Here is a 14,410-nt window from a genome sequence, read left to right as displayed (position 1 = left end):
AAGACCGAATACACTTACCAAGCAAATGTGGTGCGATAACGGCGCATCCGGCTGCGATTAAGGCATCAAGACCGTCAAAATAGTTTCGGGCCACCGCAATCGCGTTATTGCCTCCATTTTCCCGCCAGCCTAAAATACAATTCTGGTTGCTGGAAAATTGGTCACCGATCGAATGGGCTGCGCCCGAACTTGAACAGAATGCCAGCGCCGCCAACTCATTCTTAATGAACGAACTTAACGCGATGCGCAACTAATGGCTAAAGGGTCCTCGACAGCTGTCAATGCAGATGAACATGAGCGTGCGTTGCTGGAACTGGTTGCCGGCGGGAGTCAAGCTGCCTACAAAGAGCTTTACCTCTTGCTATCGAGGCGTGTTTATGCGTTTGCCAGACAAATGGCTGAAAACGCAGAGTTGGCGGAAGAGATCATGGTGGACACAATGTATGAAGTCTGGCGCACGGCGAGCAGATTTCGTGGGGACTCCAAAGTGTCCACATGGATTCTGGGCATTGCACGATTCAAAGCGTTAATGGCAATGCGGAGCGGCCGCCGGCACGACCATCATGATGATATCGAAGACTACTCCGAGGTCTTTGAAGATGGCGCGCCTGACATGTCCGTACAACTTGAGACTCGCGAGAGAAATGCGCTAATTCATCGTTGCCTGGAGCGTTTGTCCGAGGATCATCGCGAGTGCATCCATTTAGTTCATTTCGAGGATCTCACCATGCCCGAGGTGGCGGAGATCCTGATGATTCCTGAGGGCACCGTCAAAAGCCGGTTATCGATTGCACGCAAGAAGCTCGCGGCGTGCGTGGAAACAAAACAGCGCAGTTCGGCGGCTACTTTATCGAGATCTGAATGGACACCAAGACAAGTCAATTGATAGCCTGGTATGCGAACGGTACGCTGACGGATGCCGATCGCAAACAATTCGAGGCTGATCTGGCCGCGGATCCGCGGATTCAATCAATGCTCTCCTGGGAAACTGACATCCGGTCTGCCGTGCGGGATAACCCTGCGCTTACGGTTGCCGCAGACCATGGGCTGGAGCGTGTCATGCAACGCATCCAGGCGGAGACCCTGGCCAAACGCCCTGCATCGAAACAGGTACAGGGCAACTGGTTTTCCAGGCTAAGCCAATATTTGACGGCGTCTCCCGGGCTTTCGTTCGCCTGCGCCATCGTGCTCATTCAGTTTGGCGTCATTGCCCACACACAATCCGGCAAGCAGGACGAAAAAATATATTCTGATGTGCGGTCGGCCACGGTCGAAGCAGCGCAAAACGATACATTTCTCAAAGTCTCGTTTCGGCAAGGGGCTCAGGAGCGTGATATGAGGCTGCTGACCCGGATGATTAACGCCAATATCGTCGCCGGCCCTTCGCAACTTGGGGACTATTATCTTTTGGTATCCAGGGATGAGGCGGCGGCGTCATTGAACGTCCTGCGCGCGAGTAGCCATGTTGAGTCGGCGGATATTGTCAATGCGTTGCCCGTCAGGCAATAGTCGCATCCACGTAATTTCAGCGCAATGCCACGTCAGAATGGCGATAGCTGGTTTTGTGACGCTTGCGGCATTGCTTGCATTCAAACTGGCTGGCGCCGCCGAGCCCCTTTACACCGAGAAAGTCGCGCTGGTCATTGGCAACGGAGCATATCAGAATGCACCGCTCAGAAATCCCGTCAATGACGCGAACGCGGTAGCGCTGGCGTTCAAGGCGCTTGGTTTTCAGGTTTATCATCATGACAACGCCACGCACCAGGAAATGCTCGATGCGCTCAGGAAGTTCTCGCAATCCGCGCCCAAGAGTGGCGTGCGGCTACTCTACTTTGCGGGCCACGGCATTCAGATCAAGGGCCGCAACTACCTTCTTCCCGTTGATGCGGACGTAAAGTCGGAACAGGAAATGGTGCAGCGCAGTATCGATATCACCGAATTGCTGGAGCAGCTCGCCGCCATCAAAGGGGGAATAAACCTCGTAATCCTGGATGCGTGCCGCGTCAACCCCTTCAACCAGACGCCAACACAACTCGTCGATGCTCGCGGATACAAGACACGCAGTCTCGGCGCAAAAACGCTTGGGCTGGCAGCCGTTCAGGCCCCATCTGGTACGATTGTGGCATTCTCGACCTCCCCAGGATCCGTTGCGACCGACAGCGCCCTGCGCAACAATAGCGTTTACACAAGGCACTTGCTTTCGCACATTAATGTTCCCGGCCTGCCGGTCGAAAAACTGTTCAAGCTGGTCCGGACAGCCGTTGCGGCGGAAACGCAGCAAATGCAAGTTCCGTGGGAATCAAGCAGTTTGTTGGGGGAATATTGCTTCAGAACCGATGCATCGGGCAGGTGTAACGGGTAGGATAGCGGAACTGTAAATATCGTCCAAGCCGCAATCGAGAATGCCGGCATACGGCTCATATGACCGAAGAGTCATGCGGAAAATGGAATTGAAGGATTTTCTGGTCACTTTTTTGGTGGCGCAGCGGGGAACGGAATTCTAGGGGGTTACATGAAACAGTTAAAAGCAAATCCACGTCGCATCCAGCGAACCGTCGCAAGCGTAGCCATGGCCACATACTTGGTGAGTTGCACGCATATGCCGAGCGGAGAGAAAGCATTTGACAGTTTCGACTCCTGTTTCGCCTCCAACCTGGCGCTCGCCGCAGTCGGTGGCGCGGCGGTCGGCGCGCTAAGCAACAAATTATTGAAGCAATGGACCGGCGGCAGCGCCAGTAGCGCCGTCGGCGTCGCGGCGGGCATCGCTGCGGGAGCGGCGATCGCGATGGCCGCTTGGCGAAAATGCGCGGTCGTCTATAACAAATCTGAACCCGTTGGAAAGCCCGCCACGGCGCAAGCAAGTCCGCCCGCGACAGCCGAGCGACGCCGCGCTGGCATGAATCTGGAGCGCCTGGAGGTCAAATTGAATGGCACCGAGAATGAGCCGCCCGTGCCTGAGTTCGACTTCACGTACTACGCAGAAAACCCGGCCGCCAAGGATATCAAGGCCAAGTTCAGGCACAAGGTCGAAATTGTCCGGTTCATGACGACCGACGATAACAAACTGGTCCTGGCTGATGCCCAGGGCAAACCGCTGCTCGACAGTTCGGGAAGACCCATTCCATTGGAAGCCGCAAATAGAATGGGCCGCGATCGCCTGAATTGGGTCACGATTGCCGAAGAAGGAAAAGATGATTACGTCGAAGATGTGATCATCCAGCAAGGACAGCGCATGAGTTACCGTCATAAACTGCAAATACCGCCGCGTGCCGAGCTGCCATTGCCACTCCCGGTCCCGATGCGTTACGCGCTCACCATTGACGCGGATGGCATGAAGTCGACCCGCAACGTCGATTTTGCCGTCCTGGGTACTGGCGAACGCCCGCGCAAGTATTCGGCCTCGGCGGCTTCCACTTCAAGTGCAAGCGATGCAGGCGGTGTTGATTCGACTGTTGCCACGCGCGCGCTCAAATCATCATCCACGGAAGCCGCCAAATTGATTGCGACTCATATTACGGCGCGCGGCGTCTCGCTCTATTCCGATAGCGGAACAAAACGCAAGGTCGTCGGCAACCTGAAAAAGGGCGCTCCTGTGCGCGTCGACGATCGGACCGAAATCAAGGTAAACAACAATACGGTGTTGTGGTTCAAAGTAACCGCCGAACCGGCAATTACCGGTTGGCTTCCCGCTCGTGACCTTACCCCGGTAAAGTGATGCCAACGACTCGAAATTCGCTGTTCGAACATTGCGCAAGACTGGCTGCAGCACTGGCGTGGCTGTTTGTTCCCCTGCTTTCCAGCGGTCAGCCATCATCAGAGATTGACCCGGTCACCGACGCCGAAATCGCTGAGGTCCGTCGGGCATTCCAGACGATTGGCCTGCGTAAAGCCGATGTGACCAGGGGCTTTTCGGATGGCAGGGTTGTACTGGTCGGAGAGTATGAAAACCGGGACGAGGTGGAGACCGCCTTTGCCGCGACACGTGCCATCATCGGCCTGCAACGCGTGGCCCCGACGACACCGGGAAACATCAAGTACCGGCTCAAGGGTTTCAATACGGCTTTTGCCTCGACGGTCGGCAAAATGATGAAGCGACTCGAACCCGGCGCAAAACAGGCGGCATCGCCATCGGAACCCACCGCGCAACCCGCGGCGCCCACACCCCGGCCTTCATCAAACGCGCAAAGTCAGCGTGGACCGAGAACATTTGGCCTCATTGTTGGGGTTGGCGAGTTTAAATATTTGCCGAAAGAAAATGGACTCGAGTATTCGGAAAAAGACGCGAAGGACTTTTACAACGTGATGGTTTCACCCAGCGGCGGTTCCGTGCCGCGGGAGTCGATTCAACTGATGACTCAGGGAAAAGCAACCTCCGCCGCCGTGAAGGCCGCCATGCGAAGCATCATTGACCAATCGCACTCCGGCGATACGGTGGTACTTTTTGTTGCCAGCCACGGCCTGCCCAATGCGATGGGCAAATTCGATATCGTCCTGAATGACACCGAATTTCCCAAGCAAAAGGTGGGCGGCAAATCCGACTCCTTTGAATTTGTCGTCACGAATCGTAAAACGGCATTGAGCGACGATGACTTGCAAGGTTTTATTGCCCAACTGACATTAAGCGATGTGCGCACCGTCCTTGTGCTTGATACCTGCTATAGCGGCAAGACCTTCATTGCCGTCCCGGGATTTCTGCCTTCGCGCACCCGCTCGCTGTCACGACAGACCAAGGAAGCCAATTATTCCGCAAGTCTCTCTCAAGAGGGCATTCAGGATCTCGCCCAGAAAGCAAAGGACTTGAAGGCCGCGCGTATCGTCATCGTATCGGCGTCCGAGAACGAAGAGTCGATGGAGTCGCCCAAGTTGGGGGGCGGCGCCTTTACGCAGGCGTATATCTCGGCCTTGAATAAGGCACACGACTTTGCCGACGCGTTCGATCAGACCAAACCGTCCGTCATACGCACCGCGCGCACCATGGGACATTCGCAGACGCCGCGTATGCTGGTTGTACCCGAGGAAGCCAATACCAAGATGTAGGGGCAGCGGCGTTTCACCCGCACAAATCGCGGTCCCGAATGGGCACGACCGCGAATTGCCTTGATTTGCTTCCCGCAATTCTGCTCAATTCCACATGCACGCCATTCTCCGCCAGGCCATTCGCCAAGACATTCCCGCGATGCATCGGGTTCGCCTTGCCGTGCGCGAGAACCGGCTCACTTCATCGGTCATCACCGAAGCGCACTACGTCCCTGCCATCGAGAAGACCGGCCGCGGCTGGGTGATCGAGGCCGATGGCAAGGTTGTCGCGTTCGCGGTTGGCAACGCAGAAACCGGCAATATCTGGGCGCTGTTCGTCGATCCGGATTACGAAGGTCGCGGTTATGGCCGGCGCTTACATGAAGCAATGGTCAACTGGCTCTTCTCCGGAAAACTCAAACGGCTGTACCTCAGCACCGGATCCAATACCCGCGCCCAACGGTTCTATGAAACGGCAGGATGGTTAGGCAAAGGTCTGCAACCCGATGGTGACATGCACTATGAACTTTTCAATCGGCCCAAAGCGTAAACACTCAAAGCGGCACCACCGGGTGACGCGACATGCATTGGCTTTCTGAAGCCTTCATCACCTTGCCTTAAACTCACTCGTGAAGAACATGTTGCGAGTTCGCCATGGCAATCCGGCGGAACCCGATATCCGATCATTGGCATTTACAGGAAAAATGAACATGCGACTGCTGCGTGCCTATGTGGTTTTTTTCGTTACGCTGGCCATCAGCGCATCGGTCGATGCAGGTGAAATATTCACCGAAATTTTTCGCTCGGAAACGCTTGGGCGCGACTACAAGTACACGGTTTACCTCCCGGACAGTTACAAGAAAGACGACAAACGCTATCCAGTCCTGTATCTGCTGCACGGGTCAGGCGGTGACGAGAACGACTGGCTTTCGAAAGGTGGCGCGCGCGAAACAATGGATGCGCTGATCGGCAGGCGGCAGATTCAGCCGATGATTGTCGTGATGCCGGGGCATGCGACGGCATGGTGGGTCGATGGCGCCAATGAGAAAGGCGAGACGGCACTGATCAAGGATGTCATTCCACACGCGGAAGGCAAATACCGCGTCGACTCGCGGCGCGGCAACCGGATTGTCGCGGGACTGTCGGCGGGTGGCTACGGGTCATTGAATCTCGTCTTCAAATTTCCAGGGATGTTCGCCGCCGCAGCCATTCTGAGCCCGGCGATTTACGACCCTGTTCCACCAAGTCATTCATCGGGCGAAAGCAATCCACAGTTCCAGAAAGACGGCAAATTCGACTCAGCGCTGTGGAAGTCTCTCAACTACGTTTCGCACATTGGAGCCTACAAGCAGTCCGGGGTCATTGTCCCGCTGTATATTCATTCCGGTGACCACGATCCCCTTGGCATCGCGTTACAAGCGGCGATGTTGTACGAGAAATTGCGCTTGCATCAGCCGGACGCGGTTGAATTGCGCATCGTCAACGGCGGCCACGAATGGATGCTTTGGCGCGATACGCTGTCCGATGCGTTGCAGTTCATGAGCGCGCGCATCGTGGGCGCGCGGTGAAAACCGGAAAGAAATAAACACATCCGGACGCTGCAATTGCCCAGCATAAAATATCGAAACACCAGCATTGGCGCGGATTTCCGGCCTTTTTGTGCCAGAGAGCCGCACCAGCGCTTGCGTTTGAATTCCAATGGATGAGTTGGCTGAGTGACGTTGCGAGCGGTCTTTCGACGCTATACGGAACCTGCTAACCTCGCAGGATTGGCAATTCCGCGCCGACAACATTCTGCTTTTTGCGTCCAATCATGACGCGCGACTTGCCGGCGTTGCGGTCAGCTTTCGTGCCCTCTCCACCAGGCCATTCCAATCGTTTGACTTCAAAATGAAATCCGTGGCGCCCGCGTCCATTGCGTGTGAGGGCCATTCCGCGCCGTCGAGGCCCGAAAGAATTACAAGCGGCACGTCACGATATTCCGGCACTGCGCGCAAGTTGCGTACCATCTGAAATCCATCCATGCGCGGCAGCATGCCGTCGATGAGGCAAAGGTCAAATCGCTGCCGGCTGCAAAGCTTAAGGCCAGACTCGGCGGAGTCGGCTTCGAACACGCGGAAACCCGCATGTTCGAGAAACAATTTGACAAGCAGACGGCCGGTTTCGTCGTCATCAACCAGCAAGATCGTTGCGGGCTCAGGGGTCTTCATACTGCGTCTCCTCCTTTCACGTTTTCGTGCCTTTATCCAGGCGTCTGCGCAGGCGATCGCAGACCGGCCCATAGCCTGCTTCGGCTCCCGGCAGCATGGCCGTGATGCGCGCCAGATCACCGGTGCGCGCGGCGCGTTCCATCGCCGCGAAGATATCGGCCAATCCGGTTGCACCAACGTATCCGCTACTCGACTTGAGATCGTGGGTGCACTGTGTCACGGTCTCGCGATCGCCGCGCGCCAGCGACACGCGCAGCGTGGATAGCGCGCGGCTCGAATTGCTCAGATAGAGCCGCACCACCTGCTCGACGATTCCCGGCTTCGGCAACGCCGCAAGGCGATCAAGCACCTCGTCATCGACACCCTCGGGACGCACCGTGGTGTCATCGACGCCTTTGCTTTCAACTGCTGTCACCGCCACAACGCCATCGGGCACGCCTTTCGCCGCGTCTGACCGCAACCAGCGCACCAGCACGGCATGAAGTTCGGCCTGCCGGAAAGGCTTCGACAGGTAGTCGTCCATCCCGGCGGCGATGCATTTCTCGCGATCACCATCAATGGCATTCGCGGTAACAGCGATGACGCGCAGGCGAAGTTCCGCATCCACGTTCCCATCTGTCTCGCGCAAGCGCAGGCGGCGGGTTGCCTCGTAGCCGTCGAGCTCGGGCATCTGGCAGTCCATGAGCACGATATCGAAACTCTCAGCGGCGATCGCGTCCAGCGCCTGTAGCCCATTTTCGGCGATGCTGACGCGCAGGCCGAAGGACTCCAGCATCGCGCGCGAAACCACCTGGTTCACTTCGTGATCTTCCACCAGCAGCGCATGCCCGGCCAAGGGCCGCAGCGTGCGATTATTCGATGATGCTGATCGCTCGACCGGCATCCGGGTAGCCGGCGCGAAGGAAACTTCAAACCAGAACGTTGACCCGACACCGGGCGTACTGTCAAGTCCGAGGTGGCCGCCCATGAGCTCGATCAGTTGCTTCGAGATCGACAGGCCGAGTCCGGTGCCGCCATAGCGCCGTGTATGGGAAACGTCGGCCTGGGCAAAGGCATCAAAAATCAATGCGCGGCTTTCCGCCGAGATGCCAATGCCGCTGTCCCTGACCGAGAACCGAAGGCGCATGGCCGTGCCCGGCACGTTCGTCACGAGGACCGAAATGCGGCCCTTCTCCGTAAACTTGACGGCGTTGCCAATCAGGTTGTTGAGGATCTGCCTCAGCCGCACCACGTCGCCATCCAGCGCGTCGGGCACATCCTCTGCAATCTTGCAGGTAAGCACCAGCCCTTTGCGGCTGGCGCGTTCGGCGAACGCATCCGACAGTTCGTTCAGCGTCGCGCGCAGGCTGAACGCCGACATCGAGAGCTCCAGCTTACCCGCCTCGATTTTTGAAAAATCGAGGATGTCGTTGATGATGTCGAGCAGGCTTACGCCCGAGCGGTGCAGCGTTTCCAGGTAACGCCGCTGCCGCTCGGACAGCGGCGTATCGAGCAAAAGTTCGGCCATGCCGAGGATGCCGTTCATGGGCGTGCGAATTTCGTGGCTCATGTTGGCGAGGAACTGCGACTTCGCGCGGCTGGCCGCTTCGGCCCCCACGCGCGCCTGTTCAATCTCCAATCGCAGGCGAATCGAATCCCTGTTCAGGCGTTCATAGCGGCGCGCGTTCGAAAGCGCGATGTAAAGAAACAGGAAAGACGCACCCCCCGAGAACTGCTGGTCGGGAATGCCGGAGGCAAGCAGCCAAACGCACATCGGCGCGATCGACAAGACCGCCAGCGGCACGTAGGCGCGAAAATACTGGGCCAGCGAGAACATGCCCGATGCCGCGACGCCAATCAGATAGATGCCGACAAAGAACTGGGTCGCGTGCCCCGGCGGCGGAAACAGGACGGTTCCGGCAATTGCCCAGATCACACCAGCGCAGGTCGTGCCGATAACGAAACGCTTGGCCCAGAAGCCGGCATCAACCGGTGACGGCGTTGCTCGCCGGTATGCGCGAATTTCCAGGTAGCGGCAAAGCGTGACGATGTGGTGGCAGACATACCAGCCGATCAGCAATGACCGCGGTGCGCTTCCCCACACCGCGAACAGCACCAGCGTCGAGCCAATCATCGACATGAACAGCGTGAACGGCGTCAGGCCATGCACAAGCGCGATTTGCTCGGCAAATATCTGTTGTTCAATATCTGTCTTCGGTGCGGCGTTCGTCACGGAACTCTCTATCTTGTCCGTTTGATTATCGACGCATAGCGCGGGAGTCAACATGACGGGCATTCGTAACAACTGTTATCGGCGGATTCCGCCACAACTTGAGAGCCAATTGCCGATGAAGGGCGATTGCTTGCGTTCAGGCTTGGCAAGCCAAGTCCAATCCTCTTCAACGCGCATTCGAGCAACCAGAAAATGATAAAACTCAAGCACTGGCGCGCCTTCCGGACTATAAACGCCTGAAATTCCGCGCCAGCGCTTGAGTTTAATGCAGGCGCATCGGATTCCGAAAATTCGTGCGACGCAACTTTTCGCGTCATTGGATGAAGAGTTTGCAATTTCAAATGGGCCGCACTACATTTCATCTGGCACTTGAATTCAATTGTCCCGATTTGTCCCGGCCATTGCGACCGCCAGCGGTGACAGCGCATGAATCGTCATTCGGGAGGCGTCCGTCAGTTTTGGAGTTTGTGCAAAATGTGGGCATCTTCAATTTCGCTACGCGGCAACCGCATCGTCCTCCGGCCACTCGAGGCGGCCGACGCGCCCGCACTCGCCACGGCGGCTGCCGACGGCGCGCTATGGAACTTGAACGTCACGGTTGTTCCCGACACCAACTCGGTATCCGCCTACATTGCCGCCGCCCTGGAAGGCCCAAGCAGCGACACGACGCGTCCCTTTGCGATCACACTAATTGATAGCGGGAAAGTAGTCGGCTCGACGCGCTTTTGGCGGATGGATCAGAAAAATCGCAGCCTCGAAATCGGCCATACCTGGATTTCAGCATCCTGGCAGCGAAGCTATGTGAACACCGAGGCCAAGTACCTCATGCTGCGGTATGCCTTTGAAGTTCTCGGCTGCATCCGTGTGCAATTCACGACGGATGAATTGAACGAGCGCTCGCGCGCGGCGATCCTTCGGCTTGGCGCCATGGAAGAGGGCATTATTCGTCACGAGCGAATCATGCCGAATGGCCGGAAGCGGAATTCCGCGCGCTTCAGCATCATTGATCCGGAGTGGCCGCATGTGCGTCAATTGCTGGAAGGAAAACTTGAGTCGATGAAGATCGCACCTGCCTTTTCGTTCGACCTGTGGCCGGACAATGAGCAAGCGCCTGATGCCGACTTGGCAGCCGGCTCAGGTAATCATTGACGCCATGCAAATCCGCGACCTTCACAAACCGGAAGTCGAGTCAGTCCGCCAGTTCCTCTGCGCATGTGGCTGGACACATCGGGTCGGCAACCCAACGCAGTTCGCTTTACTCATCTCCAACACGCCACGCACCGCGGTGGCGTTCGAAGGCCAGGGAAATCATCGGTTTTGCGCGAGGCATTACCGATGGCCTTTCAAACGGCTACCTGTCCATGGTTGTTGTCTCTCCGGAACACCAGCGGCAAGGCGTCGGTCGCGCACTGGTGCAGCATGTGATGGGCAACAACAAGCGCATTACCTGGTTGGTGCGCACCGGCCACGACGGCGCGTCCGGTTTCTTTACAAAGCTCGGGTTCAGCACCTCATCCGTGGCGATGGAACGATTGCGAGTGTCGCCGCTGGTTGACGGGGCCGCCTGATCGGAAGTGAAAAGGCAGGATCCACGGACACGAGGTTAAAGAATTCCCAGCCACGACGCAACTGCGCCCATGAGGCTCGACAGTACCATCATGCAGAACATCACCACGCCGATGAACATCGCGGAGTCCGCCGGGCGAATGCCGATCAATCGTTCCGCGCCCAGGTAATAAAGGTAGAACGAATACAGCATCGCCATCATCGTGAACATCACACCAAATGGAATCACCAGCATTACACCGGAGAGCAGCACGGGAATCGAACCGAACACCGCAACCTGCAATGTCACCAGAAATCCGGGCGAACGGCCCTCCGTGCGCGCGAGCAGAAAGAGCATACCCGCCAGAAGATACACGCTGGCGATCTGGAAAAAGTAAGTAGCCAGCGCGATGACGGGTGCACGTTCACGCAACAGCGAATAGCCGTATTCGGGATTCCACCGCGTATCAAACGAGAGCATGCCGGCAACCGTTGCCAACGGTGCCAGCAAACTCAGCGGTATCAGATAATTCCGCAGCAGCACGCGAAACCCGGGCTCATCGCGTGCGACGGCATCCCACTCGGCCTGGGGGTTCAACATCATTCCTCTGATACGGTTCAAAATGCCCATGGTCATCCCGCTCAAATGAGTCCATTATGCCGCGCCTGTTCTTTGCCCTGTGGCCGAACCCTGAAGTGCGCGCCCAGCTTGTTGTGCAACGCGATCTGGCGATGCGCGAATATCGCGGACGGCCGATGCGCGTTGATACGCTGCACATGACATTGGTTTTCCTGGGCCAGACACCAGACTTGCGCGTGCCGATGGCGCTTGAATGCGGCGATCGAGTCAAGGCAAAATCGTTCGCATTGAATATTGATACACGCGCACATTTTCCGGCTGCCAAGGTGGCTTGGCTGGGCTGCACCGGCACGCCTGCCGCGCTGCACGAATTGCGGAACTCACTCTTGCCGGAACTCGATCTTGGGCAATTCATTCATCGTGACAGCAACACCGACTACCAGCCACACATCACGATCGCCAGAGACTGCCAGACGTGGCCCTCACCAAAAGAAATACCAGCCATCGAATGGCGCGTGGAGGACTTCGTGCTTGTCGATTCCACGCGCACACCTGGCGGACCGGTCTACCGCGTGCTCAGGCATTGGCAGCTTGACGGTTGATCCGCGTTACTTCTTCTCGACCACACCCGGCGCCGATTTGGGACGCAGCATATCCAGCCAATTCTTCCAGTCGACGGGTCCGCTGTCAAAGCGCTTTTGCAGGTTCTTGAGTACATTTGGCCAGGCCTTGGAAAGGTAATCGTATGCCTTGTCCCACTCGCCTCCGTCACCCCAGCCAACATGATGCAGCGTGACATCGGTCAGCGCGTCGCCACGCGAAATCAGCCGCACGATCACGACCGTGCGCTGCTTGCGGGCTTCAGGCAATGAGGGCGGCGCATTCCAGGTGAAAGACAGCATTTTCTTTTCCTGAAAGCCGATGATCTTCATGTCATCGGCACCCTTCATACCGGGCTCGGCAAAAGGATTGATGTAAACCTGGAACGGACCATCCACTTTCAATTCTACCTTCGCGTCCGGCGCAAAAAACGACTTGATACCCTCCGTCGTCGTCCACGCTTTCCAGACGTCATCGACATTCGCTTTCACCGTGATCTTCTCGGTGATGGCACGCTCCTGCGCACTAGCGATACCAGCCAGCAAAACCGTCGCGGCGAGTAAAAACAAATTCGACATCTTCATCACGTCCTCCTGTTAATTCAATCAATTGCCAGTCACCCCAATCCGATTCCCCGCGCCATCAGGACAGCCGCCAGCGGCAACACGGACGCTATGTGAAGCTCAATCATGACCAGGCGGCGCACCAGTCGCCGCTCCGATTCGGATGGCAGGAAATTTGCGTCGGCCTTGAGCTGCCTTGCCCAACTGATATATCGCAGCGTTGGCGGAAATGAAAGCATGCCGATGGCGATAAATAGACCCGCCTTGACATGAAATACCGGATTGGGCGAATAGAAACCGACCCCCTTCGCGCCCCAGAACAGACGCATCAAACCTGAGACGAGTGTCAAAAGTGCTGCGCCAAAAAACCAGAGATCAACCCGCGCGATCAAGCGAACCGTATTCGCGTCCAGCGGATTTCGCAGCAGCATTGCCTCGACGGTTAAAAACGCGAACAGCACAAATATTGCCGAGTAGTGGAAAAACGCCAGCAGCGCGTCGGTCATCATGCGTGTATTACTCCTCTCATGCGGCTGATCGCTTCAGCCAGGCGCGGTACCGTCTGGGTGTATGCGATGCGAATATGACGTTCCGGCGCGGCATGACCGAAATCCTTGCCGGGCGTCAACGCGACGAGCGCTTCCTGCAGTATTCTGCGCGAAAGTTCGAAGCTGTCAGTGGCAATTTGTGACGAATCCGCATAAATGTAGAACGCACCCTCGGGAACAACGGCGATTTTGAAGCCCAGTTCGCGCAGCGCGGGAATCAGGAAGTCCCTTCGCACCTGGAATTCGGCACGGCGCCGTTCGAGTATCGCCAGGGTATCTGGACGAAATGCGGCCAGCGCCGCATGCTGTGCAGGCGTGGACGCTGAGATGAACAGATTCTGCGCAAGCTTCTCCACGTCACGCACATAGGCGGCGGGCACCACCAGCCAACCGAGCCGCCAACCGGTCATCTGGAAATACTTGGAAAAACTGTTGACCACAAACAAGTCATCACTGATCGACAGTGCGGTGGCTGGCGCCACGTCATACGTGAGCCCCTGATAGATTTCATCGACAATCAGCATGCCGCCACGAGTGGCGACTTCGCCGTGAATGCGCTGCAGTTCGTCATGGGCGATCAATGTGCCGGTCGGATTGGAGGGCGATGCCACCAGCGCTGCCGCGCCGCGTTCGTTCCAATGCGCGCGGATATGCCCGGCCGTCAACTGGTAATTGTGCTCCGGCCCCACCGGAATCGTGCAAGGCACACCTTCCATGGCGCGCACAAAGTGGCGATTGCACGGATAACCCGGGTCGGCCATCAGCACTTCGTCACCCGCGTTCAGCAACACACCACACGCCAGCAACAGCGCCGCGCTCGAGCCCGCCGTGACGATGATGCGCTCCGGCGAAACGCTCACACCATACTTGCTTGCGTAGAACGCGGCAATGGCTTCGCGCAGCGGCTGGATACCCAACGCTGACGTGTAGAACATCGGCTTGGTTTGGAGTGCGGCGATGGCAGCATTCACAATCGGCTGCGGCGTGGTGAAATCGGGCTCACCGATTTCCATGTGGATCACGTCCTTGCCCTGCCGCTCCAGCTCACGCGCGGCCGTCTGAATTTCCATTACCTCGAATGGCGCGATGTGGGACATGCGGGACGCGAGGCGACGGAAGGATTCAGGCTTCATGTT

The 14,410-nt window shown here is 57.3% G+C and carries 15 protein-coding genes and 1 pseudogene; 10 read left to right on the top strand and 6 right to left on the bottom strand.

The window, feature by feature from the left end:
- Positions 1 to 253 precede the first annotated feature (253 nt).
- The 7 genes from IPP88_10930 (at position 254) to IPP88_10900 (ending at position 6,584) form a co-directional block, all read left to right on the top strand.
- Positions 254 to 886 (top strand): sigma-70 family RNA polymerase sigma factor, encoded by a 633-nt coding sequence (locus IPP88_10930; GenBank protein ID MBL0123206.1) that lies wholly within the window; start codon positions 254 to 256, stop codon positions 884 to 886.
- Positions 862 to 1,509, top strand: coding sequence for a hypothetical protein (locus IPP88_10925; GenBank protein ID MBL0123205.1), 648 nt, complete (start codon positions 862 to 864; stop codon positions 1,507 to 1,509). The genes IPP88_10930 and IPP88_10925 overlap by 25 nt, the downstream gene beginning before the upstream one ends.
- A 37-nt stretch (positions 1,510 to 1,546) precedes the next feature.
- Positions 1,547 to 2,362 carry a caspase family protein gene (locus IPP88_10920; protein ID MBL0123204.1) on the top strand — a complete coding sequence of 272 codons (816 nt, stop codon included), beginning with the start codon at positions 1,547 to 1,549 and terminating at the stop codon, positions 2,360 to 2,362.
- Positions 2,363 to 2,569: 207 nt separating this feature from the next.
- A complete protein-coding gene (locus IPP88_10915) occupies positions 2,570 to 3,715 on the top strand; it encodes a hypothetical protein (protein ID MBL0123203.1) in 1,146 nt (381 codons plus the stop codon).
- Entirely contained in the window at positions 3,715 to 5,037 is a 1,323-nt protein-coding gene (locus tag IPP88_10910) for a caspase family protein (protein MBL0123202.1), read from the top strand. Before IPP88_10915 ends, IPP88_10910 begins: the two co-directional genes overlap by 1 nt.
- A gap of 94 nt (positions 5,038 to 5,131) precedes the next feature.
- Complete coding sequence (locus tag IPP88_10905) at positions 5,132 to 5,566, top strand: GNAT family N-acetyltransferase (GenBank protein ID MBL0123201.1); 435 nt, start codon at positions 5,132 to 5,134, stop codon at positions 5,564 to 5,566.
- A 154-nt stretch (positions 5,567 to 5,720) separates the two neighbouring features.
- A complete protein-coding gene (locus IPP88_10900) occupies positions 5,721 to 6,584 on the top strand; it encodes an esterase family protein (GenBank protein ID MBL0123200.1) in 864 nt (287 codons plus the stop codon).
- Positions 6,585 to 6,827: 243 nt separating this feature from the next.
- Here the strand turns inward: IPP88_10900 and IPP88_10895 are convergent, their stop codons facing one another.
- Both IPP88_10895 and IPP88_10890 read right to left on the bottom strand, forming a co-directional pair.
- Positions 6,828 to 7,226 carry a response regulator gene (locus IPP88_10895; GenBank protein MBL0123199.1) on the bottom strand — a complete coding sequence of 133 codons (399 nt, stop codon included), beginning with the start codon at positions 7,224 to 7,226 and terminating at the stop codon, positions 6,828 to 6,830.
- A 16-nt stretch (positions 7,227 to 7,242) separates the two neighbouring features.
- Complete coding sequence (locus tag IPP88_10890) at positions 7,243 to 9,438, bottom strand: response regulator (protein MBL0123198.1); 2,196 nt, start codon at positions 9,436 to 9,438, stop codon at positions 7,243 to 7,245.
- Positions 9,439 to 9,912: 474 nt separating this feature from the next.
- Between IPP88_10890 and IPP88_10885 the strand changes: the two genes are divergently transcribed.
- Positions 9,913 to 10,587 carry a GNAT family N-acetyltransferase gene (locus IPP88_10885; protein ID MBL0123197.1) on the top strand — a complete coding sequence of 225 codons (675 nt, stop codon included), beginning with the start codon at positions 9,913 to 9,915 and terminating at the stop codon, positions 10,585 to 10,587.
- Positions 10,588 to 10,591: 4 nt separating this feature from the next.
- A pseudogene (locus IPP88_10880) lies at positions 10,592 to 11,006 on the top strand (GNAT family N-acetyltransferase).
- Positions 11,007 to 11,041: 35 nt separating this feature from the next.
- On the opposite strand, the gene IPP88_10875 reads toward IPP88_10880, so the two are convergent.
- Positions 11,042 to 11,581, bottom strand: coding sequence for a YIP1 family protein (locus IPP88_10875; protein MBL0123196.1), 540 nt, complete (start codon positions 11,579 to 11,581; stop codon positions 11,042 to 11,044).
- Positions 11,582 to 11,640: 59 nt separating this feature from the next.
- On the opposite strand from IPP88_10875, the gene thpR reads away from it, so the two are divergent.
- On the top strand, positions 11,641 to 12,165 hold the full coding sequence (gene thpR, locus IPP88_10870) for an RNA 2',3'-cyclic phosphodiesterase (protein ID MBL0123195.1): 525 nt from the start codon (positions 11,641 to 11,643) through the stop codon (positions 12,163 to 12,165).
- Positions 12,166 to 12,171: 6 nt separating this feature from the next.
- Here thpR and IPP88_10865 read toward each other — a convergent pair whose 3' ends face one another.
- The 3 genes from IPP88_10865 to IPP88_10855 are packed head-to-tail and all read right to left on the bottom strand — an operon-like array spanning position 12,172 to position 14,407.
- Positions 12,172 to 12,747, bottom strand: coding sequence for an SRPBCC domain-containing protein (locus IPP88_10865; GenBank protein MBL0123194.1), 576 nt, complete (start codon positions 12,745 to 12,747; stop codon positions 12,172 to 12,174).
- A 32-nt stretch (positions 12,748 to 12,779) separates the two neighbouring features.
- Positions 12,780 to 13,235, bottom strand: a complete 456-nt coding sequence (locus IPP88_10860) for a DUF2214 family protein (GenBank protein ID MBL0123193.1) — start codon at positions 13,233 to 13,235, stop codon at positions 12,780 to 12,782.
- The gene (locus IPP88_10855; GenBank protein ID MBL0123192.1) at positions 13,232 to 14,407 is read right to left on the bottom strand and encodes a pyridoxal phosphate-dependent aminotransferase; all 1,176 of its coding nucleotides are present in this window, start codon (positions 14,405 to 14,407) and stop codon (positions 13,232 to 13,234) included. The genes IPP88_10860 and IPP88_10855 overlap by 4 nt, the downstream gene beginning before the upstream one ends.
- Positions 14,408 to 14,410: the final 3 nt, after the last annotated feature.

Source organism: Betaproteobacteria bacterium (assembly GCA_016720925.1).
Taxonomy (GTDB): domain Bacteria; phylum Pseudomonadota; class Gammaproteobacteria; order Burkholderiales; family Usitatibacteraceae; genus UKL13-2.
The sequence above is the reverse complement of the archived record's forward strand: the minus strand, read 5'-3'. Positions and strand labels throughout refer to the sequence as shown.